This window comes from Rhizobium sp. M1 (genome assembly GCF_002531805.1).
GTDB lineage: Bacteria > Pseudomonadota > Alphaproteobacteria > Rhizobiales > Rhizobiaceae > Rhizobium > Rhizobium etli_C.
On the sequence record NZ_NWSW01000034.1, the window covers coordinates 44307 to 70521 of the forward strand.

Here is a 26215-nt window from a genome sequence, read left to right on the forward strand (position 1 = left end):
TGGACTGGGGAAGGCCGCTCGCGACTCATCGAAGTTCGGCGGCCTTGCCTGTTTCAGGGCGAAGGCGTCAGATGCCTCGCCAGATAAGTTTCGTTATGGCGCGTCTTCATCACGCTGTCATACATACAGGTACATTTCGTGCCTCAATCCGGTGCCGCGCCGCGCTTTGCGGCCCACCGTTTGAACCGACAAGAGGAAGATAATGAGCGAGATTACGGCTGCAATGGTGAAGGAACTGCGCGAAAAGACCGGCGCAGGCATGATGGACTGCAAGAAGGCGCTTGCCGAAACCAATGGCGACATGGAAGCGGCGATCGACTGGCTGCGCGCCAAGGGCATCGCCAAGGCCGACAAGAAGTCCGGCCGTACCGCTGCCGAAGGCCTCATCGGCGTTTCGAGCGAAGGCACCAAGGCCGTCGTCGTCGAAGTCAACTCCGAAACCGACTTCGTCGCCCGTAACGACGCCTTCCAGGATCTCGTCCGTGGCATCGCCAAGGTCGCCGTCTCCACCAACGGCAGCGTCGAGGCCGTTGCGGCCGCGACCTACCCGGCGTCCGGCAAGTCGGTTTCCGACACGATCAAGGATGCGATCGCAACGATCGGCGAGAACATGAACCTGCGCCGCTCGGTCGCTCTCTCCGTCGAGGACGGCGTTGTTGCCACCTATATCCACAATGCCGTTTCCGACGGTCTCGGCAAGCTCGGCGTTCTCGTCGCGCTGAAGTCGACCGGCGACAAGGAAGCCCTGAACGCAATCGGCCGCCAGGTCGCCATGCATATTGCCGCGACCGCACCGCTGGCGATCCGCCCTGAGGAAGTCGATGCCGCCGTCGCCGAGCGCGAGCGCAACGTCTTCATCGAGCAGTCGCGCGCTTCCGGCAAGCCGGACAACATCATCGAAAAGATGGTGGAAGGCCGCATGCGCAAGTTCTTCGAGGAAGTCGCTCTTCTCTCGCAGGCTTTCGTCATCAATCCCGATCTGACCGTCGCAGCCGCCATCAAGGAAGCTGAAAAGGCCGTCGGCGCGCCGATCGAGGTTGCCGGTATGGCCCGTCTTCTGCTCGGCGAAGGCGTCGAGAAGGAAGAAACCGATTTCGCAGCCGAAGTCGCGGCTGCCGTCAAGGGTTGATCTTCCAGCCATAATTCTGAAAACAAGAAGGGCATCGCGTGACAACGCGGTGCCCTTCGTGTATCGGGCATTCACGGCAATTTACGAGGAGCCAAGATGTCTTTAGAGCCTGTCTATAAACGCGTTCTGCTCAAGGCTTCCGGCGAAGCGCTCATGGGGGCCCAGGGTTTCGGGATCGATGTCGCGGTGGCGGACCGCATTGCATCCGATATCGCCGAGGCAAGGCATATGGGCGTGGAAGTCGGCGTCGTCGTCGGTGGCGGCAATATCTTCCGCGGTGTCGCGGTGGCATCCAAGGGCGGCGACCGGGTGACCGGCGACCATATGGGCATGCTCGGCACCATCATCAACGCGCTGGCGCTGGCGACCTCGCTGCGCAAGCTCAACATCGATACGGTGGTGCTTTCGGCCATCTCCATGCCGGAGATCTGCGAGAGCTTTTCGCAGCGCGCGACCCTTTATCATCTGTCGATGGGACGGGTGGTGATCTTTGCCGGCGGCACCGGCAACCCCTTCTTCACCACCGATTCCGCCGCGGCACTCCGCGCCGCCGAAATGGGTGCGCAAGCCATCTTCAAGGGCACGCAGGTCGACGGCATCTATACCGCCGACCCGAAGAAATATCCCGACGCGACGCGGCTTGATCGTCTGACGCACCAGGAAGTACTGGACAGGGGGCTTGCGGTGATGGACGTTGCCGCCGTGGCGCTCGCCAGGGAGAATTCCATTCCGATCATCGTCTTCTCGATCCACGAGAAGGGCGGTTTTGCCGAAATCTTGACGGGCGGTGGCCTCAAAACCATCGTCTCCGACAACTGATAATAGTTAGAGCATGATGGTGTCCGAAACCGCTGACGCTTTTTCGGCATCATGCTTGAGACGGGAGCATCGACATGAGTGAAGGTATCGACATCAAGGAACTGAAGCGCCGCATGGATGGCGCGGTTTCCGCATTCAAGAGCGACATCGCATCGCTGCGCACCGGCCGTGCCTCGGCCAACATTCTCGATCCGGTGACGATCGAGGCCTATGGTTCGCGCGTGCCGCTGAACCAGGTCGCCAACATCACCGTGCCCGAGCCGCGCATGCTGACCGTTTCCGTCTGGGACAAGTCGATGGTCAGCGCCGTCGAGCGCGGCATCCGCGAATCCAACCTCGGTCTCAACCCGATCGTCGACGGCCAGAGCCTGCGCATCCCGCTGCCGGAGTTGAACGAGGAGCGTCGCAAATCGCTCGTCAAGGTGGCTCACGACTATGCCGAAAAGAGCAAGGTCGCGATTCGCCATGTCCGTCGCGACGGCATGGACGGCCTCAAGAAAGCCGAAAAGGATGGCGTAATCGGCCAGGATGAGAGCCGTGCACAGTCGGAACGCGTACAGAAGATGACGGACGAGACGATTTCCGAAATCGACCGCTTGCTTGGCGAGAAGGAAAAGGAAATCATGCAGGTCTAGTGGATCTGTGCCTTTGCCTGGAAAGACCGGACGGGAAATGTCGGAATCTGTATTTTTGACTGTGCCAGAGCATGTTGCCATCATCATGGATGGCAATGGCCGCTGGGCCAAGCAGCGTGGCCTGCCGCGCACGATGGGCCATCGCAAGGGCGTCGAGGCGGTGCGCGAGACAGTGCGCGCGGCCGGCGCGGCCGGCATAAAATATCTGACCCTCTTTGCCTTCTCCTCGGAGAACTGGCGCCGGCCCGAGGCCGAAGTCTCCGATCTGCTCGGCCTGCTCAAGGCTTTCATCCGCCGTGACCTGGCCGAGCTTCATCGCCAGAATGTGCGCATCAGGGTGATCGGCGATCGCCACAGCCTGCGCAGCGATATCCTCGGCCTGCTGCTGGAGGCGGAGGAGACGACCAAGGACAATACGGCGCTGACGCTGGTCATCGCCTTCAATTACGGCTCGCGCGATGAAATCTCCCGCGCCGTGGTGAGCCTGGCCAAGGACGTCGAGGCCGGTCGCCTGAGGGCGCAGGACATCACGCCCGCGCTGATCGACGCCCGTCTCGATACGGCTGGTATCCCCGATCCGGATCTCATCATCCGCACCAGCGGCGAGGAGCGGCTTTCCAATTTCCTGCTGTGGCAGGCCGCCTATTCGGAATTCATCTTCGTTCCGGAATATTGGCCGGATTTCAGCCCCGAAATCTTCCGCTCGGCGCTTGAAAAATTCGCCTCCCGCGACCGGCGCTTCGGCGGCCTGTCGTCGCAGGCAGCCGCGGTTGGCACCTGATGCAGCAGGAACTGAAACTGCGCATCGCTTCAGGGCTGATTCTCGCAGTCGTCGTTCTTGCCGCCACCTGGTATGGCGGCCTTGCCTTCCGCATCCTGGCGGCCGTGATCGGCCTGCTGATCTATTATGAATGGTCGAAAATATCGGGCGTCGCGCGTGACTGGGTTGCCAATGGCGTCGGCTGGATCGGCGAGGCGGCGATCGCTTTCCTGGTGCTTGTCGGTAATTTCGAATTCGCCGCCGGCATGCTGGCCGGTGTCACCGCCGTCGGCATAGCCCTGATCATCCTGCACGGCACCAGCCGCTGGTTCCCGGCGGGCCTGTTTTATGCCGGCGCCACCGGCGTGGTGCTCGCCGGGATCAGAGGCGACGATCGGCTGGGCCTTTATGCCATGCTCTTCGTCTTTGCCGTCGTCTGGGCAACCGATATCCTCGCCTATTTCGTCGGCAGGGCTCTTCGCGGACCGAAGCTTGCCCCGTCGATCTCGCCCGGAAAGACGTGGTCCGGCGCTATCGGCGGCGCCGTTTCGGCGGTCGCAGCCGGCGTCGTTCTTGTCCATTTTCTTGTTCCGGGCGCGGAGGTCGTTGCTGCCGGCGTGGCGCTCATTCTGTCGGTTTGCAGCCAGGCCGGCGATCTTTTCGAATCTTTCATCAAGCGAAAATTCGGGGTCAAGGATTCAAGCCACCTCATCCCGGGTCATGGCGGCGTCATGGATCGTGTCGACGGACTGATTTTCGCCTGTTTTTCGGCGTTCTTGCTTGCTGGGCTTTTTTCCCTGATAAAGGGGGGCGGGATGACATCGCTCGGCGCGGCATTGTTCGGCCTTTGATGACGCGGCAGCCTGACGGAAGGAACTAATGGACGTGATGACAGGCATATATGCATTTGTGATGGGGAACATCGTCACCTTCATCCTGGTGCTCTCGCTGCTCGTCTTCGTGCATGAGATGGGGCATTATCTCGTCGGACGCTGGAGCGGCATTCGCATCATCGCCTTTTCCGTCGGCTTCGGCCCGGAGATATTCGGCTTCACCGACCGCCACGGAACACGCTGGAAGATTTCGGCAATCCCGCTTGGCGGTTACGTCCGTTTCTTCGGCGATGAGGATGTTTCGAGCAAGCCCGACAACGATGGGATCGCCGCCATGTCCGAGGAGGACAGGGCGCGCTCCTTTGCCGGCGCCAAGCTGTGGAAACGCGCCGCGACCGTCGCCGCCGGCCCGATCGCCAATTTCCTGTTGGCGATTGTGATCTTCGCTGTTCTCTTCACCGTCTATGGCCGCATGATCGCTGACCCGGTCGTTGCCGAGGTCAAGCCGGAGAGCTCGGCCGCCGTCGCCGGGATTCTTCCCGGCGATCTCTTGATTGCCATCGACGGCGACAAGGTCGAGACCTTCGATGAGGTGCGCCGCTATGTCGCCATGCGTCCGAGCCAAAGGATCGTCGTCACGATCGAGCGCGGCGGCCAAAAGCTCGATGTGCCGATGGTGCCGCAACGCACCGACACGACCGACCAGTTCGGCAATAAGATTGAACTCGGCCAGATCGGCATCGTCACCAACAAGGAAGCCGGCAATTTCCGCCTGCGGACCTACGCCCCGCTTGAGGCTGTGCGGGAAGGGGTGATCGAAAGCGCAGGCATCGTCACCGGCACCTTCAAATATATCGGAAATATCTTCGCGGGATCGATGCGGGCCGATCAATTGGGCGGTCCGATCCGTGTGGCGCAAGCTTCCGGACAGATGGCAAGCCTCGGGCTTGGCGCAGTGCTGCAGCTTGCCGCGACACTTTCGGTTTCGATAGGATTGCTTAACCTGATGCCGGTTCCGGTACTTGATGGCGGCCACCTGATGTTCTATGCGGTGGAGGCGGTGAGGGGCAGACCCCTGGGCTCCAAGGCTCAGGAAGTTGCGTTTCGCATCGGCTTGGCAATGATATTGACATTGATGGTTTTTACGACCTGGAACGACATAAGCGTGAGCTCAGGGTAAACGCGCAAGGTAAGGGAATTACTATTTATTTACGATGTTTCAAGGCTGTAGTGGCGAATGGGTCACGCTTCGAAATGAAGTAAACAGAAATTAACGCCCTCCCTTGCTTGTATGTCAAAAGCGGGTAAAACGACACACGTGACCGGAATCGGGTTCTCCCGGGGACGGGGACGAGGGAAAAAAGGTAATAGGTGAAATGAAGGCTGGTTCAAAGTTTTTGAACGCAGTATCGGCGGTTGCGCTGTCTGCTAGTGTTGTTGCTTCGGGCGCAGGCGCTTTGACGTTCGTTTCCGCTACGGCCGCCGAGGCCGCGGTTATCCAGCGCATTGATGTGCGCGGCGCCAGCCGCGTCGGCGCGGAAGCTGTCCGGTCGAACCTGACCATCACGCCCGGCAAGAGTTTTTCGAACACAGACATCGATGACTCGGTCAAGCAGCTCTACGGCACCGGTTACTTCTCCGACGTCAAGATTTCGGTCTCCGGCGGCACGCTCGTCGTCAATGTCCAGGAAGCCCAGCTCGTCAATCAGGTCGTCTTCAACGGCAACCGCAAGATCAAGGACGACAAGCTCGCGACGATCGTCCAGACCCATGCTGCCGGTCCCTACAGCGACACGCAGATCCAGTCCGACATCCAAGCGATCAAGGATGCCTATGCCGCCACCGGCCGCAGCGAAGTCGAAGTGACGACGCAGGTGGTGCCGCTCGGCGAAGGTCGCGTCAATCTCGCCTTCGTCATCAACGAAGGTGACCGCACCAAGATCGATTCGATCAATTTCGTCGGCAACAATGCCTACAGCGCCGGCCGTCTGGCTGCCGTCATCAATACCAAGCGTTCGAACTTCCTTTCGTTCCTGACCCGCAAGGACGTCTATAACGAAGACAAGCTTCACGCCGACGAAGAAGCGCTGCGCCAGTTCTATTACAACCGCGGCTATGCCGATATGCGCATCGTCTCTTCCGATGCGAGCTTCGACGAGGCAACCAACAAGTACACGCTCACCTTCAACATCGAGGAAGGTCAGCGTTACGACTTCGGACCGGTGACCGTCCAGTCGACCGTCGAAGGCGTCGGCTCTGATCAGCTGCTGCCGCTGGTGCGCACTAAGGAAGGTCATGTCTACAGCGCCAAGGAGGTGCAGAAGTCGATCGAAGCGATCTCCGATCAGGTGGCCTCTGCCGGTTATCCCTTCGCGCGCGTCACGCCGCGCGGTAACCGCGACCTGAACAACAACACGATCGGTGTCGAATATCTGGTCGACCAGGGCGAGCGCGCCTATGTCGAGCGCATCGAAATCCGCGGCAACAGCCGCACGCGCGATTACGTCATCCGCCGCGAATTCGACATGAGTGAAGGCGACGCCTTCAATCAGCAGATGATCACCAAGGCCAAGCGCCGCCTCGAAGCGCTCGGCTATTTCTCCTCCGTCAATATCTCCACCCAGCCGGGCAGCTCGCCGGATCGCGTCGTGGTGGTCGTCGACGTGCAGGATCAGTCCACCGGTTCGTTCGGCGTCGGTGCGGGTTATGCCGCCGGCGGTGACGGCCTGCTGCTCGAAGCGTCGATCGAAGAGAAGAACTTCCTCGGCCGCGGCCAGTACATCCGCATCTCGGCCGGCGGCGGTCAGGAAGGTTCGCGCGCCTACGGCGTCAGCTTCACCGAGCCCTATTTCCTCGGCTATCGTCTGGCGGCGGGCTTCGACGTCAACCACAGCGAGACGTCGAGCAACGACAACTACGATTACGAGGAAACCAGCGTCGTCCTGCGCGTCACCGCGCCGATCACCGAGGATCTGGCGACGACCTTCCGTTATAACTACAAGCAGATGAAGTATGACGCTGATGACAGCGATCTTTCCGACCTGTCGGCTCCGTATCAGCACCTCGTCGAGGACAGCCCGTGGACGCGGTCTTCCATCTCGCAGACGCTGACCTACAACACGCTCGACGACACGGTCCTGCCGCGCGAAGGCATCTACGCGACGGCGACGCAGGAAATTGCCGGTCTCGGCGGCGACTCGCAGTTCTACAAGATCTACGGCAAGGCCCGTTACTACCACCTGCTCGCTGACGATGCCGATATCATCGGCTCGGTTTCGGCCTCGGCTGGTTATGTCGTCGGCTTCGGCGAGCATCTGAACGTCTTCGACCAGTTCACGTTGACCAACGGCGACATTCGCGGGTTCGAAAACAAGGGCATCGGCCCGCGCGTTTCCGGCACCAACGACGATCCGCTGGGCGGTACGACGTATTTCACGGCATCGGCCGAAGCAACCTTCCCAATGCCGGGCTTCCCGCGTGACTTCAATCTGCGCGGCGCGGTCTTCGCCGATGCGGGCACGTTGTTCGGCAACGACGTCGACCTCAGGGGTGACGGCATCGAGGGTGAAGACGCCTCGCTGCGCGCTTCCGTCGGTGTCGGCGTCGTCTGGCAGTCTCCTTTCGGTTCGTTGCGTCTGGATTACGCAATCCCGGTCCTCAAGGAAGACTTCGACAAGACGCAAAACTTCAAGTTTGGCATCAACAACCAATTCTGATATCGGCAGTCCGGAACTGTAAGACTCAATTCCGTTCTGGAGCATTGCCGATGGAGCAAAACGTTTTTTTTCTGCCCCATGAAGGTCTGAAGCTCGCTGAGCTGGCAGAGTTTCTTGGGGCGGAACTCGCCAATTCCGATCATGCCGACATCATCGTCCGCTCCGTCGCTCCCATCAACCGGGCGCGGGCGGGCGACGTCTGTTATATCCTGTCGCGCCGCAGCCGGGACGAGCTGCTGACCTGCCAGGCCTCGGCGGTGATCTGCGACAAGGCGCTCGCCGACCTCGTACCTCAGCATATCCCGATCATCCTGTCGTCCAATCCGCATGCGGCTTTCGCCATGGCAGGCGGCCTGTTCTACCCGGCGGCACTGCGCCCGGTCACCATTTCGCCGGGTGAAGGCGAGATCGCGCCGAGCGCGGTGATCGATCCGAGCGCCAAGCTGGAAAAAGGCGTGATCGTCGAGCCGCTGGCGGTTATCGGGGCGCATGCCGAGATCGGCGAGGGCACCCGTATCGGCGCGCACAGCATCATCGGCCCAGGCGTCAAGATCGGCCGGGATTGTTCGATTGCAGCCGGCGCCAGCATTCTCTGCGCGCTGATCGGCAACGGTGTCATCATCCACAACGGCGTTCGCATCGGCCAGGATGGTTTCGGGTATGCGCCGGGTCCGCGCGGCATGATCAAGATCGTCCAGATCGGCCGGGTGATCATCCAGGATAATGTCGAGATCGGCGCCAATACCACGATCGACCGCGGCGCCATGGATGATACCGTGATCGGCGAGGGCACCAAGATCGACAACCAGGTCCAGATCGGCCACAACGTTCAGATGGGCCGCCATTGCGCCATTGTCGCGCAGGTCGGCATTGCCGGCAGCACGAAGATCGGCAACGGCGTGCAGATCGGCGGCCAGGCCGGCATCAAGGGCCATGTGACGATCGGCGACGGCGTGCAGATCGCCGCCAAAAGCGGTATCATGACCGATCTTGCCGCCGGCGGGCAATATGGCGGCGTACCGGCTCGTCCGCTGAAAGACTATCTGAGAGAGGCGGCGCAACAAGTGTCGAAGTCCAAGTTGCGCGGGCGGAACCCTGGAGGCAAGGAAAATGACTGAGGAAGCCACGACGACGCTTTCTTCGGCTGACATCATCGAGATCATGAAGCTGTTGCCGCATCGCTATCCGTTTCTGATGGTCGACAAGATCATCGAGATCGATGGCGACAACGCGGCGATCGGCATCAAAAACGTCACGGTGAACGAGCCGCATTTCACCGGCCATTTTCCGGAGTCGCCGATCATGCCGGGTGTGCTGTTGATCGAGGGCATGGCGCAGACGGCGGGTGCGATCTGTGCCAAGAAGGAAGGCCAGCCGGGCAACCTTGTCTACTTCATGACCATTGAGAATGCGCGTTTCCGCAAGCCGGTTGTGCCCGGCGATCGCGTCGAATTCCATGTCAAGAAGCACAAGCAGCGCGGCAATATCTGGAAATTCCATTGCGACGCCAAGGTGGACGGCGCGCTTGTCGCCGAGGCCGATATCGGCGCGATGATCGTTCGTAAGGATCAGGCATGAGTACGATTGCCGAAAGCGCCCGCATTCACCCGATGGCCGTCGTCGAAGACGGGGCCACGATCGGTGAGGGCGTGAAGATCGGTCCCTTCTGCCATGTCGGGCCGCACGTCGTCCTGCATGACAATGTCGAGCTCCTGGCGCATGCGATCGTCACCGGCCGGACCGTGATCGGCAAGGGCACGCGCATCTTCCCGATGGCGGTCGTCGGCGGCGATCCGCAGAGCGTGCATCACGCCGGCGAAGAGACGACGCTTTCGGTCGGCGCCAACTGCACGATCCGTGAAGGCGTGACGATGAACACCGGCACCGCCGATTTCGGCGGCCAGACGATCGTCGGCGACAACAATCTGTTCCTGGCCAATTCGCATGTGGCGCATGACTGCCGGGTCGGCAACCACGTGATCATGTCGAACAACGTCATGCTCGCCGGCCACGTCGTCATCGAGGATCGCGTCATTCTCGGCGGCGGCTCGGCCGTTCATCAGTTCACCCGCGTCGGCCGCCAGGCCTTCGTCGGCGGGCTGTCGGCAGTCAGTTACGACGTCATTCCCTACGGCATGCTGAACGGCAATCCCGGTCTGCTGGGTGGTCTCAATGTCGTCGGCATGACGCGCGCCGGCATCGACCGCGCCGTCATCCACAGGGTGCGCCGCGCCTACAAGGCGATCTTCGAGGGAACGGCCTCCGTGCGTGAGAACGCCGCGGCCATCCGCGAGGAATATGCCGATTGCGCAGAGGTGATGCAGATCCTGGATTTCATCGCCGCCGAAAGCGACCGCGCCCTGTCCTCGCCGACTCGAGGTCAGAAGGGCTAGCCCGTGGCTTTATCAGGCGACACCGCGGCGGGCCGGCTGGCGATCATCGCCGGCGGCGGCCTTCTGCCTTCCTACGTCGCGGAAGCCGCACGCGCAGCAGGCGAAAATCCTGTTATCGTCGCCCTGAAGGACGAAAGCGACCGGCGTTGGGAAGGCTACGACCACGCTATAATCGGCATCGGCGATTTCGCCGCCCTCAATAGTCTTCTCAACCGTTATGGCATCGGCCGCGTGGTGATGTCGGGCAGCGTGCGCCGCCGGCCGGAATGGCGTGAGGTGCGCCCGACGCTGCGCATTCTGATGAAGGTGCCGGCCGCGATCCGCACCCTGCTTTCCGGCGGCGACGATACGGTCCTGCAGATGGTGATCCGGCTGATCGAGGGAAATGGCCGGCGTGTCGTCGGCGCCCATGAGATCGCCCCCGACCTGCTGGCTTCCGTCGGTCCGCTTGGCGCCGTGGCACCCGGTGACGAAGATCGGCGCGATATCAGCCGTGCTGCCGAAGCCGCCGAGATGCTCGGCCGGCTGGATGTCGGGCAGGGCGCCGTCAGCATCGGCGGGCGGGTTGTCGCGCTGGAAGGTCTTGAGGGCACCGATGAGATGCTCGACCGTGTCGCCGGGCTCAGAGCCGCCGGGCGCATTTCGACGCGCCGCCGCGGCGTGCTCGTCAAGCTCTGCAAGCCGCAGCAGGATATTCGCGCCGACCTGCCGGCCATCGGCGTTTCCACGGTGCTGAACGCCGGTAAAGCCGGCCTTGCCGGTATCGCCGTCGAAGCCGGCCGCTCGCTGGTGCTCGATCGTGCTGCCGTCATCCGCGCCGCCGACGAGGCCGGACTTTTCGTCTGCGGCATTGATCGCGGTCTTCCGGAATGGGGGCTGGAATGACCGGCGCGCCGCTGAAGATTGCCGTCATTGCCGGTGAGGTGTCGGGCGATCTCCTCGGCGCCGACCTCATCGCCGCGCTGAAGCGCATCCATGGCGGACCGGTGGAACTTGTCGGTGTCGGCGGGGAGGGTCTGCAGGCGGAGGGCTTGCGATCCCTGTTCGATTTTTCCGAACTGTCGATCATGGGCATCACCCAGGTGCTGAGCCGGCTGCCGAAGCTGTTTGGCCTGATCCGCCGGACAACGGCTGAAATCATCGCCGCAAGGCCTGACATTCTGCTCATCATCGACAGCCCGGATTTCACCCATCGCGTGGCAAAGCGTGTCCGCACGGCGCTGCCGGATTTGCCTGTCGTCGATTATGTCTGTCCGAGCGTCTGGGCCTGGAAGGAATATCGCGCCGAGCGCATGCTTGCCTATGTCGATCACGTGCTCGCCGTCCTGCCTTTCGAACCGGCGACGATGCAGCGCCTCAAAGGCCCGGCAACGACCTATGTCGGGCATCGCCTGACCGCCGACCCTGCGCTCCTGGAGACCCGACGCCTGCGTGCGGGAAGACGGCCCGGCAACGGCACAATCCTGCTTCTGCCCGGCTCACGCTCCTCGGAAATCCAGAAGCTCCTGCCGCATTTCGAGGTGGCGGTGAGCGAACTTGTCGCCCGCAATGGACCGATGTGCTTCATCCTGCCGACGATGCGACACAAGGAAGGGCTTGTGCGCGAATTGACGGCGAAATGGGCGGTAACGCCGGAGATCGTTGTCGGCGCGGAAGCAAAGTGGAAGGCTTTCGTCGAGGCCGATGCAGCCATGGCGGCATCCGGAACCGTTATTCTCGAACTGGCGCTCGCCGACGTTCCCGTCGTCTCCGCCTACAGGGTCGACTGGATCATGCGGCTGCTGACATCGGGCATCAAGACCTGGACAGGGGCGCTGCCGAACCTGATTGCCGATTACGCGGTCGTGCCGGAATATCTGAACGATGTCGTTCGCGGCGCAAGCCTCGCACGCTGGATGGAAAGGCTGTCGGCCGACACTTACCAGCTCAAGGCGATGAAGGAAGGTTATGAGCTCATCTGGCAGCGCATGCAGACTGAAAAGCCGCCGGGCGAATATGCTGCCGAAATCCTGCTCGACGTGCTGAAAAAGAAAAAACCCGGTCGTTTCTGACCGGGTTTTCTTTTGAGCCGATTGGTCTGAAGCGATCAGCGCTTCGAAACCGGGATGTAGTCGCGCTTCGGTTCGCCGACATAGAGCTGGCGCGGACGGCCGATGCGCTGCTCCGGATCCTCGATCATCTCGTTCCACTGCGCGATCCAGCCGACGGTGCGGGCAAGCGCGAAGAGCACGGTGAACATGGTCGTGGGGAAGCCCAGCGCCTTCAGCGTGATGCCGGAATAGAAGTCGATGTTCGGATAGAGCTTCTTCTCGATGAAATATTCGTCGGTGAGCGCGATGCGCTCGAGCTCCATCGCCACTTCGAGCAGCGGATCGTCCTTGATGCCGAGTTCGCCGAGTACTTCATGCGTCGTCTTCTGCATGATCTTGGCGCGCGGGTCGTAGTTCTTGTAGACGCGGTGGCCGAAGCCCATCAGGCGGAACGGATCGTTCTTGTCCTTGGCGCGGGCGATATATTCCGGAATATGATCGACGGTGCCGATCTCGTTCAGCATGTTGAGTGCTGCTTCGTTGGCGCCGCCATGCGCGGGGCCCCACAGGCAGGCGATGCCGGCCGCGATGCAGGCGAACGGGTTGGCGCCCGACGAACCGGCGAGGCGGACGGTCGAGGTCGACGCGTTCTGCTCGTGATCGGCATGCAGGATGAAGATGCGGTCCATGGCGCGGGCAAGCACCGGGTTGACCACATATTCCTCGCAGGGAACGGCAAAGCACATGCGCAGGAAGTTCGATGCATAGTCGAGGTCGTTCTTCGGGTAAACGAAGGGCTGGCCGATATGGTACTTATAGGCCATGGCGGCCAGCGTCGGCATCTTGGCGATCATCCGCAGGCTGGCGACCATGCGCTGATGCGGATCGGTGATATCGGTCGAGTCGTGATAGAAGGCCGACAGCGCGCCGACGCAGCCGCACATGACGGCCATCGGATGCGCATCGCGGCGGAAGCCGGTGAAGAAGCGGCTCATCTGCTCGTGCACCATGGTGTGATGCGTGACCCGATAGTCGAAGTCCTTCTTCTGCGCGGCCGTCGGCAGTTCGCCGTAAAGCAGGAGGTAGCAGACCTCGAGGAAGTCGCCATGTTCGGCGAGCTGCTCGATCGGGTAGCCGCGGTGCAGCAGCACGCCTTCGTCGCCGTCGATATAGGTGATTTTCGATTCACAGGATGCGGTCGAGGTGAAGCCCGGATCGTAGGTGAAGGAAGCGGTGTTCTTGTAGAGAGCACCGATATCGATGACGCTTGGACCGATCGTGCCGCTTTTGACGGCGAGGTCGACTGATTTGTCACCGATTTTTATTGTTGCGCTTTGATCCGTCATGCTGATCCTCCGAAATGTCGGTGGCGCCACAAAAGCGCCATAGGGGTTAAGCGTCCTTACCGATAGCTATATGATCGCGAAGCTAATGCCAAGTTACCGTGACGGCATTTTGTGCATTGCGGCATCACCTTTTAGGCACTGCAGCGATGAGCGGCACGCATAGCGGAAACCGATGATTCGACTGGTCTTTTCGCATTTGCGATTTTCGCTCGTATTTCAATCGATTATGCTTGCCGGATTTGCCCGGAGGTTGCATTCTGGGTGCCTGGGCAGGGTAAGTTCGGGCGGCGCATGCAGGAATTGACGACAGTCGAATTGCGGCCGCAAGCGGGCGTCGGTCTTGCCGATCCGGCCGATCTTCCTGCCCCAGCTGTGGTGATGCGGCCGGCGAGAACCCAGTCCGCGATGTCGTTGCGCCACCGGCTGCCGGCGGCAATGAGACAAGCGCTGCGTGCTGGCGGCCGGATGCTGAGCGAGGAGGCCGACCACGGCCGCCTGCTCCTGTTCTCGCCGGTCTTCCTCGGCGCCGGCGCGGCATACTGGTTTCTTGCTGCAACGGATTTTCCGCTCCTTCCATCGTTGCTCTGCCTGTCGGTACTGATGCTTGCGGTGCTCGTCGCCGGTCGCAGCCGGCCCGCCTTGCGGGCAACGCTTATGGCGCTTGCCCTCGTGGTATGCGGCATGCTCTGCGCGCGGCTCGAAAGCTGGCGGGCCTCGACTGTCATACTCGATTCATCCGTGACGACGACGGTGATAGGCCGCGTCGAGCGGCGCGAAGGCGACGATCGTAGGCGGTGGCGTTATGTTCTTGCCGTCACCGGCACCGAGGCGCCACAGGTGAAGCGGCCGCCGAGGCGTATAACCGTGATCGCCCGCGGCGCCGATACGCCTTTCGAGATCGGTGACGTCATCACCGGCCGAGCACGGTTGACGCCGCCGGCGGGGCCGGCGCTTCCCGAGCTCAACGACTTTTCCTTCGGTGCCTATTTCGATGGCATCGGCGCCAACGGCTTCTTCTACGGTGCGCCCGAGAAAGTCGATTCGCGGGCAGGCCCGCAGCCTGCGAGATCGACGTCCGAAGCTCTGCTCGAATGGCTTTACCAGTTGCGCAGCGGCATCGGCGATCGCATACGCTCGATCCTGCCCGGCGACACAGGCGCTTTTGCCGCTGCTCTGGTGACTGACGAGCGGCGCGCCATCTCGAAGGAAACGACGGAGGCGCTGCGCCAGTCCGGCCTTGCGCATATCGTGGCGATCTCGGGCCTCAACATGGCGTTGTCGGCCGGCATCTTCTTCGTCGGTTTCCGGATGCTGCTCAGCCTCGTTCCTGTTGTCGCTCAAGCCTATCCGACAAAGAAGCTCGCCGCGGCCGGCGCGCTCCTCGCCGTCACGGCCTACTTCCTGATCTCAGGATTCGGGGTTTCGGCCGAACGCGCCTTCATCATGATGGCGATCATGCTGATTGCCGTCTTCTTCGATCGGCCGTCGATCAGCCTGCGCAATGTCGTTCTCTCGGCGCTCGTCATCATCGCCATTTCACCCTCCGAAGTCTTGGGTCCGAGCTTCCAGATGTCCTTTGCCGCGACTTTGGCACTGGTATCGGGCTACCAGCTGTGGAAGGACCGGCGCGTCCGGGAAAACCCGTTGCTGAAGCTGCCGGTCCTGCGGCCGGTCGTGGCGGTCGCCGGTTTCCTCGGCGGCGTCTTCCTGACCTCGTTGATCGGTGGCTTTTCCACGGCGCTGTTTTCGATCGAGCATTTTCATCGCCTGACCGCTTATGGCCTGCCGGCAAACCTTGCGACGATGCCGATCATCTCCTTCATCGTCATGCCGGCCGGGCTGCTGGCTATGTTGCTCATGCCGTTCGGTCTGGACGCTCCGCTCTGGAAAGTGGTCGGCTTCGGCCTCGATCTGGTGATTGCGGTCGCCAAGACGGTGTCCGGCTGGGGCGGCGACATCGGCCTCGGCCGCTTGCCCGCCTGGTATTTCGCGGTCGCCGTGGCAGGCTTTCTGCTGCTGACGCTGCTCCGCACCCGGTTGCGCCATGCCGGCACATCGATCCTCGCCGTTTCGACGCTCATCCTGCTGATTCTGCCAGGGTCCCGGCCACCGGATCTGGTGATTTCCGAGGATGGTGGTCTGGTCGCGCTTGTCGCGACGGAGGCCATGGCTTCCAACCGTGAAAACCCGCCGGACTTCATCTTCGACCAGTGGCAAAGAGCGCTGGTCCTGCCGAGGCACCACCCGCCGAAGATGCTGGATGGTCCTGCCATCCCGCCACCGGGTGAGGACCGCCGCGTCAGGCTGTCCCGCGACCAGCAGAATGACGCGAGGGCGGCGATGGCGACCGCCGCAGCCGGCGGTGAGACAAATCGGTTTTCCTGCGTGAAGAAGGCCTGGTGTATAGCCAGGCTCGGCAATGGCCATGTCGTCGCCGTCATCGACAACGCCGCCTATCTCGGCCCGGCCTGCGACGCCGGCGAGATTGTCGTGACCGCGGTGCGCCTGCGTTTCGACCGTTGCCGCTCGGGTGCGACACTCTTCACCGGCGAGACGCTGCGTAGGACCGGTTCCGTCGAACTGCGTTTTGCACAGGAGGGATTCGAGGTCGCAACCGCATTCGATGCTTTGTCGCGTCCATGGATGCGCCATCGAGCCTATGATTGGCGCAAAGACAGTTTTACCGAAACCGGCCCGTCCGCTGTCAGTGATAACGGCGAATGAGGCCGACCAGCTTGCCCTGCACCTTGACCCGGTCGGGCCCGAAGATACGGGTCTCGTAAGCCGGGTTGGCGGCTTCGAGGGCGATCGAGGCACCCTTGCGGCGAAAGCGCTTCAGCGTCGCTTCCTCGTCGTCGACCAGCGCAACGACGATATCGCCGGGACTTGCGGTGCTGCCGTTGCGGATGATCACCGTGTCGCCGTCGAAGATGCCGGCGTCGATCATCGAATCGCCCTTGACCTCCAGCGCATAATGTTCACCCGAGCCGAGCATGTCTGAGGGAACGACGATGTCGTGCGTGTTGTTCTGGATCGCCGAGATCGGAACACCGGCGGCGATCCGGCCCATGACCGGCACGGACACAGTGTTGCCGTTGTCGGCGATCGGCTTTGCGGCAGGGGGGGCGGCGACCGGCTGGGGCTTGCCGAGGCTGCCTTCGATAACGCTCGGTGAAAAACCGCGGCGCGGCTGAAGACTGGGGCTATAGGCCTCCGGCAGCTTGATCACTTCCAGGGCCCGGGCCCGGTTCGGTAGGCGGCGAATGAAACCACGTTCCTCCAGCGCCGTGATCAGTCGATGAATGCCGGATTTCGAGGCGAGATCCAGGGCATCCTTCATCTCGTCGAAAGAGGGCGGAACGCCGGATTCCTTCATGCGCTCATGAATGAAAAGGAGAAGCTCCTGTTGTTTGCGCGTGAGCATCGACGTCAGACCCCGTGATTGAAACAAATCCAGAACAGACACTATATGTTCCATATGTGTTCCGCAAGTAGCTAAATTTCCGTAAAACTTCGCGCCAACTCGTCGAGATTTTTATTTTCATTCGCCGGATTGGCGCACATGTCTTGCATTGAGGGTGGTGCTGTCGCACATCTCTGGCGTGTCAGGAGGGATATCATGATCGCACATTCCGCCAAACCGCACCCGCTGGATCATGTCGTGCTGCCCGTCGTCAATATCGACCTGGCGCGCGAAAGGCTCGGCAAGCTCGGCTTTACCGTCGCCGCCGATGCGCGCCATCCGTTCGGAACGGAAAATGCCTGCGTCTTTTTCGCCGACAAGACCTATATCGAGCCGCTCGGCGTGGCGAGTGTCGAGGAGAGCGAGACAGCGGCCCGCCACGGCAATGTCTTCATCGCCCGCAATCGCGCCTTCCGCTTCCGCTGCGGCGAGGAGGGACTTTCGGCGTTGGCCTTCCTCACCGAGGATGCCGGCCTCGATCATCGGCGATTCGTGGGTAGCGGCGCGAGTGCCGGCGAGATGTTGCAGTTCAGCCGGCCGATGCGGATGCCGGACGGTTCGGAAAGCGTCGGCAGCTTCAAACTGGCCTTTTCAGGAGATCTGCGCGCGCCCGACTTCTTTCTCTTCACCTGTCAGCGCATCAATTCGTTCCCGGCCGGTCGTGCCGCTCTGGAGACGCATGCCAATGGCGTGACCGGCATTGCCGAGATCGCCCTTTGTTCGCCGGAGCCGGCTGCATTTGCCGCCTTCGTTGGTCTTGCGGTCGGGCAGACGGTGGTGGAGAAAACCGGTTTCGGCATGAAGATCGCGGCATCCAATGCCAAGATCAGCCTGATGACGCCGGAAGGGCTGGAGGCCTATTTCGAGCTTGTCGTTTCCGCCGCCGATCGTGGCCTGCGCGGTCAGGCAATCCTCTTCACCGTCACCGATCTTGCCGTGACAGAAGCGCATTTGGCTGCTAACGGAGTGACATACACACGCAAGAACAATCGCATTCTGGTGAAGCCCACGCCCGGGCAGGGCGCGCTTTTTGCCTTCGAGGAACCACGATGAGCACTGATACCAATTCCGAGGTCAAGATCGGCGAAGGCGAAGGCCAGGTCACCTTTTCCAATACCGGGCGCCTGTCGCTGATTGCCGGCCCCTGCCAGATGGAGAGCCGTGACCACGCCTTCATGGTCGCCGGTACGCTGAAGGAGCTCTGCGCAAAGCTCGGTATCGGCCTCGTCTACAAGAGTTCCTTCGACAAGGCGAACCGCACCTCGCTCTCGGCAGAGCGCGGCATCGGGCTTGAAAAGGGCATGGAGGTCTTCGCCGACCTGAAGAAGGAATTCGGCTTTCCCGTCCTGACCGACGTTCACACCGCCGAGCAATGCGCCGAGGTGGCGGAGGTGATCGACGTTCTGCAGATCCCCGCCTTCCTCTGCCGCCAGACCGATCTTCTGATCGCCGCTGCCCGGACCGGCCGCGTCGTCAACGTCAAGAAAGGCCAGTTCCTCGCCCCCTGGGATATGAAGAACGTCCTGAAGAAGCTCAATGCCAGCGGCAATCCGAACGTGCTGCTGTGCGAGCGCGGCGCTTCCTTCGGCTACAATACGCTGGTTTCCGACATGCGCTCGCTGCCGATCATGGCGGCGATGGGCGCGCCCGTCATTTTCGATGCGACCCATTCCGTCGCCCAGCCGGGCGGGCAGGGCGAATCCTCGGGCGGTCAGCGCGAATTCGTTGAAACGCTGGCGCGCGCAGCCGTGGCGACGGGAATTGCCGGCGTCTTCCTCGAAACCCACCAGGACCCTGACAACGCGCCGTCCGACGGCCCGAACATGGTTTATCTCAAGGACATGCCGCGCTTGCTTGAGAAGCTGCTTGCCTTCGACGCGGTCGCCAAGGCTTGATGTTCAACAGGCTGACATGATCGTGGTTTAGGCCACGTCAGAACGCTGCCTCGCAGGCGGGAATTGCGGCATTGTAATTTGCCCGCCTTCGATTATGACAGGCTTCGAACGATTGATCACCCACCGAGCAGGAAGAACCCATGACTGCAATCACCGATATCATCGCCCGCGAGATTCTCGATAGCCGTGGCAATCCCACCGTCGAAGTCGACGTCTACCTCGAAGACGGCAGCATGGGCCGCGCGGCCGTTCCCTCTGGCGCCTCGACGGGTGCCCATGAGGCGGTCGAGCTGCGCGACGGCGGCAAGCGCTACCTCGGCAAGGGCGTCGAAAAGGCGGTCGAGGCCGCCAACACCGAGATCTTCGACGCCATCGGCGGTATCGACGCCGAAAACCAGATCCAGATCGACAACATCATGATCGAACTGGACGGCACCCCGAACAAGTCGCGTCTCGGCGCCAACGCCATCCTCGGCGTGTCGCTCGCCGTCGCCAAGGCTGCCGCCCAGGCCTCCGGCCTGCCGCTCTATCGTTATGTCGGCGGCGCTTCGGCGAGCCTGCTGCCGGTGCCGATGATGAACATCATCAACGGCGGCGCTCATGCCGACAATCCGATCGACTTCCAGGAATTCATGATCCTGCCGGTCGGCGCCGATACGATCGCCGAAGCCGTGCGCATGGGTTCGGAAGTCTTCCACACGCTACGCAAGGAGCTTGCCGCCCAGGGCCACAACACCAATGTCGGCGATGAAGGCGGTTTCGCACCGGGTCTGAAGAGCGCTTCGGAAGCCCTCGACTTCATCGTCAAGTCGGTTGAGAAAGCCGGCTACAAGCCGGGTGAGGACATTTACCTCGGCCTCGACTGCGCCTCGACCGAATTCTTCAAGGACGGCAAATACGTTCTCGAAGGTGAAGGCCGCACGCTCGAATCGGGCGCCATGGCCGAATATCTGGCCGAGCTCGCCGGCAAATACCCGATCATCTCGATCGAGGACGGCATGGCCGAAGACGACTGGGATGGCTGGAAGGCGCTGACCGACCTGATCGGCAATAAGACGCAGCTCGTCGGCGACGATCTCTTCGTCACCAACTCCGCCCGCCTTCGCGACGGCATTCGCATGGGTGTCGCCAACTCGATCCTCGTCAAGGTCAACCAGATCGGTTCGCTGACGGAAACCCTCGACGCGGTCAATACGGCGCACAAGGCGGCCTACACCGCCGTCATGTCCCATCGCTCCGGCGAAACCGAGGATTCGACCATTGCCGATCTCGCGGTTGCCACCAACTGCGGCCAGATCAAGACGGGTTCGCTGTCGCGTTCCGACCGCCTTGCCAAATACAATCAGCTGATCCGCATCGAGGAAGGCCTCGGCCCGCAGGCGCAGTATGCCGGCCGCTCGATCATCCGCGGCTGATCGAATCTGAACGTCAATGGCTTAACCCGCGCCCTCCCGGCGCGGGTTTTTTATTGCTCATATTTACGGTCAACGAACGGTTAATCTCTGCGCGTTATGCTGAACGAATTGGTAATGCGTTCAAGAGCATACGTGTATGTGGACAAAGCATCATAAGAAGAGAAAATTCGGCCGGTTCGTCATCCCGGCCATGACGGTCGCCTTCCTCTCCTATTTCGGTTATCATTGCGTTCACGGCGATTACGGCCTGCGGGCGACGGAGACGTTCGAGCGTCAGCGTGTCGCGCGCGAAAAAGAGCTTGCGGTGTTGAAGGCGAAGCGCGAACATCTGGAAAGCCAGGTCGCGCTCCTCAGTGACGGTTCGCTCGACAAGGACATGTTGGACGAAAAGGCGCGATATCAGCTGAATATGTCGCGCGCGGACGAGATCGTCATATTCAACCACTACTCCAATTAACCGGAATTCGGTTAATTCTTATTTCTGCTTTATTTCCAATAGTTTAGTGCCGAATATGAGCCATGCAATTATGGCATTGCTGTGGTCAAATTTCTTCCCTATGGTACGCGCCACCGAGAAACGACAAACCCATAGGGAGGGTTGAATGGCGCCGCGAAAGACCGCGACCGTTTCCAGCCGCAAAACTGCAGCAAAACCAGCAGCCAAAGCATCGAATGGAGGCCCGGTAGCCGACTTCGATCGGGATGAGGAACTCAAGGCCTATCGCGAGATGCTTTTGATCCGCCGCTTCGAGGAGAAGGCCGGTCAGCTTTACGGCATGGGCTTCATCGGCGGCTTTTGCCATCTCTACATCGGTCAGGAAGCTGTCGTCGTCGGCATGCAGATGGCGCAGAAGGAAGGCGACCAGGTCATCACCGCCTATCGCGACCACGGCCATATGCTCGCAACCGGCATGGAAGCGCGCGGTGTCATGGCCGAGCTGACCGGGCGCCGCAGCGGCTATTCCCACGGGAAGGGCGGCTCGATGCACATGTTCTCGAAAGAGAAGCATTTCTACGGCGGCCACGGCATCGTCGGCGCCCAGGTTTCGCTCGGAACCGGTCTTGCCTTTGCCAACCATTACCGCGGCAACGGCAATGTCTCGATCGCCTATTTCGGCGACGGCGCCGCCAACCAGGGCCAGGTCTACGAGAGCTTCAACATGGCCGCTCTCTGGAAGCTGCCGATCGTCTATATCGTCGAGAACAACCGCTACGCCATGGGCACGTCGACGGCCCGCGCCACCGCTCAGTCGAACTACTCGCTGCGCGGCTCCGGCTTCGGCATCCCCGGTATCCAGGTCGACGGCATGGATGTGCGCGCCGTCAAGGCGGCGGCCGACGAGGCGCTCGAACATTGCCGCTCCGGCAAGGGCCCGATCATTCTCGAAATGCTGACCTATCGTTACCGCGGCCACTCCATGTCGGACCCGGCGAAATATCGCTCCAAGGAAGAAGTGCAGAAGATGCGCTCCGAGCAGGATCCGATCGAGCAGGTCAAGGCGCGCCTCATCGAAAAGGGCTGGGCCTCCGAAGACGATCTGAAGGCGATCGACAAGGATGTCCGCGACATCGTCGCCGACAGCGCCGATTTCGCCCAGGCCGATCCGGAGCCGGATGCATCCGAGCTCTACACCGACATTCTGCTCTAATCGGGGAGGGAACCCATGCCTATCGATATCCTCATGCCCGCCCTCTCTCCGACGATGGAAGAAGGCACGCTGTCCAAATGGCTGAAACAGGAAGGTGACAAGGTCACCTCGGGCGACGTGATCGCTGAAATCGAAACCGACAAGGCGACGATGGAAGTCGAAGCCGTCGACGAAGGCGTCATCGGCAAGCTGCTCGTCGATGCCGGCACAGAAGGCGTCAAGGTCAACACCAAGATCGCCGTGCTGCTGCAGGATGGCGAATCGGCTGACGCGATTTCCGCCGCTCCTGCTGCTGCTCAGCCGGCTCCGGTCGTTGCGCCGCAGGTTGCTCGAGAAGAAAAGCCGACAAATTCCGGTTCGGCTGCTGCTCCCGTTCCCGCCGAGCCCAAGGCTGCCGTTCCGAACGACCCGGAAATCCCTGCCGGCACTGAAATGGTGTCGATGACGGTGCGCGAAGCGCTCCGCGACGCCATGGCCGAAGAAATGCGCGCCAGCGACGACGTCTTCGTCATGGGCGAGGAAGTCGCCGAATATCAGGGCGCTTACAAGGTCACTCAAGGCTTGCTGCAGGAATTCGGCTCCCGCCGCGTCATCGATACGCCGATCACCGAACACGGCTTTGCCGGCGTCGGCGTCGGCGCCGCCATGGCCGGCCTTCGCCCGATCGTCGAATTCATGACCTTCAACTTCGCCATGCAGGCGATCGACCACATCATCAACTCGGCTGCCAAGACGCTCTATATGTCCGGCGGCCAGATGGGCGCTCCGATCGTCTTCCGCGGCCCCAACGGTGCGGCCGCCCGCGTCGGCGCCCAGCACAGCCAGGATTACGCGGCCTGGTACAGCGCAATCCCCGGCCTGAAGGTCGTCATGCCCTACACTGCATCCGACGCCAAGGGCCTGCTGAAGGCTGCGATCCGCGATCCGAACCCGGTCATCTTCCTCGAAAACGAAATTCTCTACGGCCAGCACTTCGATGTGCCGAAGCTCGACAATTTCGTTCTCCCGATCGGCAAGGCGCGCATCCATCGTCCGGGCAAGGACGTCACCGTGGTCTCCTTCGGCATCGGCATGAGCTATGCGACCAAGGCTGTCGCCGAACTCGAGAAGATCGGCATCGACGTCGAACTGATCGACCTTCGCACCATCCGCCCGATGGACCTGCCGACCGTGATCGAATCGGTGAAGAAGACCGGCCGTCTGGTTACCGTCGAGGAAGGTTATCCGCAGTCTTCCGTCGGCACCGAAATCGCCACCCGCGTCATGCAGCAGGCCTTCGACTATCTCGATGCGCCGATTCTGACGATCGCTGGCAAGGACGTGCCGATGCCCTACGCCGCCAATCTCGAAAAGCTGGCGCTTCCGAACGTCGGCGAAGTCGTCGATGCGGTGAAGACTGTTTGCTACAAATAAGGGGAGGGTGTTTCGATGCCGATCAATATCACGATGCCCGCCCTCTCTCCGACCATGGAGGAAGGCAATCTTTCCAAATGGCTGGTCAAGGAAGGCGACAAGGTCAAGTCCGGCGATGTGATCGCCGAGATCGAGACCGACAAGGCGACGATGGAAGTCGAAGCCGTCGATGAAGGCACGGTCGCCAAGCTCGTCGTTGCCGCCGGCACCGAAGGTGTCAAGGTCAATGCGCTGATCGCCGTTCTCGCCGCCGATGGCGAGGACGTGGCCGCTGCCGCAAACGGTGCGGGTTCACCCGCTCCCGCCAAGGCTGAAGCCGCTCCGGCTGCGAAGGCCGAGGCTGCACCGGCGAAGGCTGAGCCCGCTCCGGCTGCTGCGCCCGCCGCCGCACCCGCGGCAGTTTCAGCCGGTGGCAACCGTACCTTCTCTTCGCCGCTTGCCCGCAGGCTCGCGAGGGAAGCCGGCATCGACCTCTCGGCTGTCGCCGGCTCCGGCCCGCATGGCCGCGTCGTCAAGAGCGATGTCGAAGCCGCCGTTGCCGGCGGTGGCGCCAAACCTGCCGCCGCACCGGCTGCTGCTGCTCCGCAGGCTGCCGCGGCTGCTGCGCCGGCCGCCGCAGCGCCGAAGGGCGCTTCCGATGACGCCGTGCTCAAGCTCTTCGAGCCGGGCTCCTACGAGCTCGTGCCGCATGACGGCATGCGCAAGACGATCGCCCGGCGCCTGGTCGAATCCAAGCAGACGATCCCGCATTTCTACGTCAGCGTCGATTGCGAGCTCGACGCACTGATGGCGCTACGCGCCCAGCTGAACGATGCGGCTCCCCGCAAGGACAACGCTCCGGCCTATAAGCTCTCGGTCAACGACATGGTCATCAAGGCCATGGCGCTGGCGCTGCGCGATGTTCCCGACGCCAACGTCTCTTGGACCGACAGCAACATGGTCAAGCACAAGCACGCCGATGTCGGCGTTGCCGTCTCGATCCCCGGCGGCCTGATCACCCCGATCATCCGCAAGGCCGAGCAGAAGACGCTGTCTGTCATCTCCAACGAGATGCGCGACCTCGGCAAGCGGGCCAAGGACCGCAAGCTGAAGCCCGAGGAATATCAGGGCGGCACCAGCTCGGTCTCCAACATGGGCATGATGGGCGTCAAGAACTTCGCCGCCGTCGTCAACCCGCCGCATGCGACGATCCTCGCGGTCGGTGCCGGCGAACAGCGGGTCGTCGTCAAGAACGGCGAAATGGCCATCGCCACGGTCATGAGCGTCACGCTCTCGACCGACCATCGCTGCGTCGACGGCGCGCTCGGCGCCGAGCTGCTCCAGGCCTTCAAGGGCTACATCGAGAACCCGATGGGCATGCTCGTCTGATAGCTGGGCGGAGGCGGAAATGACCAAGACCGTTCTTTGCTATGGCGACTCGCTGACCTGGGGTTATGACGCCGAGACGATCGGCCGTCATGAGTACAAGAATCGCTGGCCGAGCGTGCTTCAGGCAGCGCTCGGCAGCGAGGCGCGCATCATCGCCGAAGGGCTGAACGGTCGCACCACCGCCTTCGACGACCATCTCGCCGATTGCGACCGCAACGGTGCGCGCGTTCTGCCGACGATCCTGCAGACGCACGCGCCGCTCGACCTCGTCATTCTCCTGCTCGGCACCAACGACATGAAGCCGGTTGTGGCGGGTTCAGCCTTTGCCGCCTGCCAGGGCATCAGCCGCCTCGTGCGGCTGATCCGCAATCATGCCTGGCCCTTCGAATTCGACGGACCGGAGATCCTGATCGTGGCACCGCCGGCGATCTGCGCGACGGGCAACGTGCCCTTCGCCGCATCCTTTCCCGGCGGCATCGAGGAATCGGCCAAGCTTGCGACGCTCTATCGTGATCTCGCCGACGAACTCGGCTGCGGCTTCTTCGACGGCAATTCCGTTGCCAGGACCACGCCGATCGACGGCATTCATCTCGATGCGGAAAACACCCGTGCGCTCGGACGCGGGCTGGAATCGATCGTGCGGATGATGCTGGGGATCTGAGGATATGACCGCCTTCATCGCGCTGCGTCAGGCCTCACGGCGGGATGCCTCGGAGCTGGCGATTCTGGCGGATATCGCATCGCATGGGTTTGCCTCCTGGCTCTGGTTCGCCGATGTGGCGAACGGCATAAGCGACACGCCTTTGGAGCGGGGGCGGCTGAAAATGAGTGAGGAGGAAGCCGTCGGCGGCTGGCGGGATGCCGTCATCGCCGAGGCCTATGGCGAGATTGCCGGTGTGGCGATCGGCCATGCGCTGGATGAAGGCATAGGCGATATCGAGGCGACGATCCCGGCGACCGCCCCGATGCTCGCCTTGCAGAAAACGGTTGTGGGAAGCTGGTTCATCGGCAGTCTCGGCGTCTATCGCCATCTGCGCGGCATCGGCATCGGACGCAGACTGCTGGAGGATCAGATCGAAAGGGCCGATCGCCGGCCCGTCAGCCTGATCACCGCAAGCAATAATGAAGCGGCTTTGTCGCTTTATGGAAGAAACGGATTCTTGGAGGCTGCGCGTGCGGATGCCGTGCCGGTCTTCGAAAACAGCAAGAGGCACGCGTGGGTCCTCATGACCCGCAGCGCAGCGTAACAAAGGGCAGGAAACACATGGCTGAATCCTACGACGTCATCATCATCGGCTCCGGCCCCGGCGGCTATGTCGCCGCCATCCGCGCGGCCCAGCTCGGCCTCAAG

25 protein-coding genes are annotated in these 26215 nt (G+C 61.9%); 23 read left to right on the top strand and 2 right to left on the bottom strand.

Annotation, left to right across the window (positions count from 1 at the left end; translation table 11 throughout):
* Positions 1-202 precede the first annotated feature (202 nt).
* The 12 genes from tsf to lpxB all read left to right on the top strand — a co-directional run bounded on the left by tsf (position 203) and on the right by lpxB (position 12336).
* Positions 203-1129, top strand: a complete 927-nt coding sequence (tsf, locus tag CO655_RS26750) for a translation elongation factor Ts (RefSeq protein WP_064683596.1) — start codon at positions 203-205, stop codon at positions 1127-1129.
* 96 nt (positions 1130-1225) lie between these two features.
* On the top strand, positions 1226-1948 hold the full coding sequence (gene pyrH / locus CO655_RS26755) for a UMP kinase (protein ID WP_039619543.1): 723 nt from the start codon (positions 1226-1228) through the stop codon (positions 1946-1948).
* Between the two features lie 74 nt (positions 1949-2022).
* Positions 2023-2583, top strand: a complete 561-nt coding sequence (frr, locus tag CO655_RS26760; protein ID WP_004678618.1) for a ribosome recycling factor — start codon at positions 2023-2025, stop codon at positions 2581-2583.
* Positions 2584-2620: 37 nt separating this feature from the next.
* Positions 2621-3364 (top strand): isoprenyl transferase, encoded by a 744-nt coding sequence (locus CO655_RS26765; protein WP_097667402.1) that lies wholly within the window; start codon positions 2621-2623, stop codon positions 3362-3364.
* Complete coding sequence (locus CO655_RS26770; protein ID WP_097667403.1) at positions 3364-4194, top strand: phosphatidate cytidylyltransferase; 831 nt, start codon at positions 3364-3366, stop codon at positions 4192-4194. The genes CO655_RS26765 and CO655_RS26770 overlap by 1 nt, the downstream gene beginning before the upstream one ends.
* Before the next feature lie 28 nt (positions 4195-4222).
* On the top strand, positions 4223-5356 hold the full coding sequence (gene rseP / locus CO655_RS26775; RefSeq protein WP_097667404.1) for an RIP metalloprotease RseP: 1134 nt from the start codon (positions 4223-4225) through the stop codon (positions 5354-5356).
* Positions 5357-5552: 196 nt separating this feature from the next.
* Complete coding sequence (gene bamA / locus CO655_RS26780; protein ID WP_097607114.1) at positions 5553-7892, top strand: outer membrane protein assembly factor BamA; 2340 nt, start codon at positions 5553-5555, stop codon at positions 7890-7892.
* A gap of 50 nt (positions 7893-7942) precedes the next feature.
* Positions 7943-9010: a UDP-3-O-(3-hydroxymyristoyl)glucosamine N-acyltransferase gene (gene lpxD, locus CO655_RS26785; RefSeq protein ID WP_097607115.1), complete on the top strand. Its 1068-nt coding sequence runs from the start codon at positions 7943-7945 to the stop codon at positions 9008-9010.
* Positions 9003-9470, top strand: a complete 468-nt coding sequence (fabZ, locus tag CO655_RS26790; RefSeq protein WP_004678630.1) for a 3-hydroxyacyl-ACP dehydratase FabZ — start codon at positions 9003-9005, stop codon at positions 9468-9470. Before lpxD ends, fabZ begins: the two co-directional genes overlap by 8 nt.
* Positions 9467-10285: an acyl-ACP--UDP-N-acetylglucosamine O-acyltransferase gene (gene lpxA, locus CO655_RS26795; RefSeq protein WP_097607116.1), complete on the top strand. Its 819-nt coding sequence runs from the start codon at positions 9467-9469 to the stop codon at positions 10283-10285. The genes fabZ and lpxA overlap by 4 nt, the downstream gene beginning before the upstream one ends.
* 3 nt (positions 10286-10288) lie before the next feature.
* Positions 10289-11170 carry an LpxI family protein gene (locus CO655_RS26800; protein ID WP_097667405.1) on the top strand — a complete coding sequence of 294 codons (882 nt, stop codon included), beginning with the start codon at positions 10289-10291 and terminating at the stop codon, positions 11168-11170.
* Positions 11167-12336, top strand: a complete 1170-nt coding sequence (lpxB, locus tag CO655_RS26805; protein ID WP_097667406.1) for a lipid-A-disaccharide synthase — start codon at positions 11167-11169, stop codon at positions 12334-12336. Before CO655_RS26800 ends, lpxB begins: the two co-directional genes overlap by 4 nt.
* Positions 12337-12371: 35 nt before the next feature.
* Here the strand turns inward: lpxB and gltA are convergent, their stop codons facing one another.
* On the bottom strand, positions 12372-13661 hold the full coding sequence (gene gltA / locus CO655_RS26810; protein WP_008526864.1) for a citrate synthase: 1290 nt from the start codon (positions 13659-13661) through the stop codon (positions 12372-12374).
* A gap of 291 nt (positions 13662-13952) precedes the next feature.
* Here gltA and CO655_RS26815 point away from each other — a divergent pair, with 291 nt between their 5' ends.
* Positions 13953-16385, top strand: coding sequence for a ComEC/Rec2 family competence protein (locus CO655_RS26815; protein ID WP_097667407.1), 2433 nt, complete (start codon positions 13953-13955; stop codon positions 16383-16385).
* Here the strand turns inward: CO655_RS26815 and lexA are convergent.
* Complete coding sequence (gene lexA / locus CO655_RS26820; RefSeq protein ID WP_097667413.1) at positions 16366-17085, bottom strand: transcriptional repressor LexA; 720 nt, start codon at positions 17083-17085, stop codon at positions 16366-16368. The two genes, CO655_RS26815 and lexA, sit on opposite strands and share 20 nt — an antisense overlap.
* A gap of 195 nt (positions 17086-17280) precedes the next feature.
* On the opposite strand from lexA, the gene CO655_RS26825 reads away from it, so the two are divergent.
* From CO655_RS26825 to CO655_RS33560, 10 genes are all read left to right on the top strand, one after another.
* On the top strand, positions 17281-18177 hold the full coding sequence (locus tag CO655_RS26825) for a VOC family protein (RefSeq protein ID WP_097667408.1): 897 nt from the start codon (positions 17281-17283) through the stop codon (positions 18175-18177).
* A complete protein-coding gene (kdsA, locus tag CO655_RS26830; RefSeq protein WP_097607121.1) occupies positions 18174-19019 on the top strand; it encodes a 3-deoxy-8-phosphooctulonate synthase in 846 nt (281 codons plus the stop codon). Before CO655_RS26825 ends, kdsA begins: the two co-directional genes overlap by 4 nt.
* Before the next feature lie 140 nt (positions 19020-19159).
* Positions 19160-20434, top strand: a complete 1275-nt coding sequence (gene eno / locus CO655_RS26835) for a phosphopyruvate hydratase (protein WP_097607122.1) — start codon at positions 19160-19162, stop codon at positions 20432-20434.
* 136 nt (positions 20435-20570) lie between these two features.
* Positions 20571-20891: a septum formation initiator family protein gene (locus CO655_RS26840; protein ID WP_097607123.1), complete on the top strand. Its 321-nt coding sequence runs from the start codon at positions 20571-20573 to the stop codon at positions 20889-20891.
* Between the two features lie 145 nt (positions 20892-21036).
* Complete coding sequence (gene pdhA / locus CO655_RS26845; RefSeq protein WP_003579069.1) at positions 21037-22083, top strand: pyruvate dehydrogenase (acetyl-transferring) E1 component subunit alpha; 1047 nt, start codon at positions 21037-21039, stop codon at positions 22081-22083.
* A gap of 15 nt (positions 22084-22098) precedes the next feature.
* Positions 22099-23496: a pyruvate dehydrogenase complex E1 component subunit beta gene (locus CO655_RS26850; protein ID WP_097667409.1), complete on the top strand. Its 1398-nt coding sequence runs from the start codon at positions 22099-22101 to the stop codon at positions 23494-23496.
* 15 nt (positions 23497-23511) lie between these two features.
* A complete protein-coding gene (locus CO655_RS26855) occupies positions 23512-24864 on the top strand; it encodes a pyruvate dehydrogenase complex dihydrolipoamide acetyltransferase (protein ID WP_097667410.1) in 1353 nt (450 codons plus the stop codon).
* Positions 24865-24883: 19 nt separating this feature from the next.
* On the top strand, positions 24884-25525 hold the full coding sequence (locus CO655_RS26860) for an SGNH/GDSL hydrolase family protein (RefSeq protein ID WP_097579188.1): 642 nt from the start codon (positions 24884-24886) through the stop codon (positions 25523-25525).
* Between the two features lie 4 nt (positions 25526-25529).
* On the top strand, positions 25530-26111 hold the full coding sequence (locus CO655_RS26865) for a GNAT family N-acetyltransferase (protein WP_097667411.1): 582 nt from the start codon (positions 25530-25532) through the stop codon (positions 26109-26111).
* A gap of 17 nt (positions 26112-26128) precedes the next feature.
* Positions 26129-26215, top strand: an 87-nt coding sequence (locus tag CO655_RS33560) for an FAD-dependent oxidoreductase (RefSeq protein WP_141514366.1), incomplete at its 3' end; no start/stop codon positions are given.

Coding starts and splice junctions, on each gene's coding strand:
- tsf (WP_064683596.1), top strand. CDS start 203: ATGAGCGAGATTACGGCTGCAATGGTGAAGGAACTGCGCGAAAAGACC.
- pyrH (WP_039619543.1), top strand. CDS start 1,226: ATGTCTTTAGAGCCTGTCTATAAACGCGTTCTGCTCAAGGCTTCCGGC.
- frr (WP_004678618.1), top strand. CDS start 2,023: ATGAGTGAAGGTATCGACATCAAGGAACTGAAGCGCCGCATGGATGGC.
- CO655_RS26765 (WP_097667402.1), top strand. CDS start 2,621: ATGTCGGAATCTGTATTTTTGACTGTGCCAGAGCATGTTGCCATCATC.
- CO655_RS26770 (WP_097667403.1), top strand. CDS start 3,364: ATGCAGCAGGAACTGAAACTGCGCATCGCTTCAGGGCTGATTCTCGCA.
- rseP (WP_097667404.1), top strand. CDS start 4,223: ATGGACGTGATGACAGGCATATATGCATTTGTGATGGGGAACATCGTC.
- bamA (WP_097607114.1), top strand. CDS start 5,553: ATGAAGGCTGGTTCAAAGTTTTTGAACGCAGTATCGGCGGTTGCGCTG.
- lpxD (WP_097607115.1), top strand. CDS start 7,943: ATGGAGCAAAACGTTTTTTTTCTGCCCCATGAAGGTCTGAAGCTCGCT.
- fabZ (WP_004678630.1), top strand. CDS start 9,003: ATGACTGAGGAAGCCACGACGACGCTTTCTTCGGCTGACATCATCGAG.
- lpxA (WP_097607116.1), top strand. CDS start 9,467: ATGAGTACGATTGCCGAAAGCGCCCGCATTCACCCGATGGCCGTCGTC.
- lpxB (WP_097667406.1), top strand. CDS start 11,167: ATGACCGGCGCGCCGCTGAAGATTGCCGTCATTGCCGGTGAGGTGTCG.
- gltA (WP_008526864.1), bottom strand. CDS start 13,661: ATGACGGATCAAAGCGCAACAATAAAAATCGGTGACAAATCAGTCGAC.
- CO655_RS26815 (WP_097667407.1), top strand. CDS start 13,953: ATGCAGGAATTGACGACAGTCGAATTGCGGCCGCAAGCGGGCGTCGGT.
- lexA (WP_097667413.1), bottom strand. CDS start 17,085: ATGCTCACGCGCAAACAACAGGAGCTTCTCCTTTTCATTCATGAGCGC.
- CO655_RS26825 (WP_097667408.1), top strand. CDS start 17,281: ATGATCGCACATTCCGCCAAACCGCACCCGCTGGATCATGTCGTGCTG.
- kdsA (WP_097607121.1), top strand. CDS start 18,174: ATGAGCACTGATACCAATTCCGAGGTCAAGATCGGCGAAGGCGAAGGC.
- eno (WP_097607122.1), top strand. CDS start 19,160: ATGACTGCAATCACCGATATCATCGCCCGCGAGATTCTCGATAGCCGT.
- CO655_RS26840 (WP_097607123.1), top strand. CDS start 20,571: ATGTGGACAAAGCATCATAAGAAGAGAAAATTCGGCCGGTTCGTCATC.
- pdhA (WP_003579069.1), top strand. CDS start 21,037: ATGGCGCCGCGAAAGACCGCGACCGTTTCCAGCCGCAAAACTGCAGCA.
- CO655_RS26850 (WP_097667409.1), top strand. CDS start 22,099: ATGCCTATCGATATCCTCATGCCCGCCCTCTCTCCGACGATGGAAGAA.
- CO655_RS26855 (WP_097667410.1), top strand. CDS start 23,512: ATGCCGATCAATATCACGATGCCCGCCCTCTCTCCGACCATGGAGGAA.
- CO655_RS26860 (WP_097579188.1), top strand. CDS start 24,884: ATGACCAAGACCGTTCTTTGCTATGGCGACTCGCTGACCTGGGGTTAT.
- CO655_RS26865 (WP_097667411.1), top strand. CDS start 25,530: ATGACCGCCTTCATCGCGCTGCGTCAGGCCTCACGGCGGGATGCCTCG.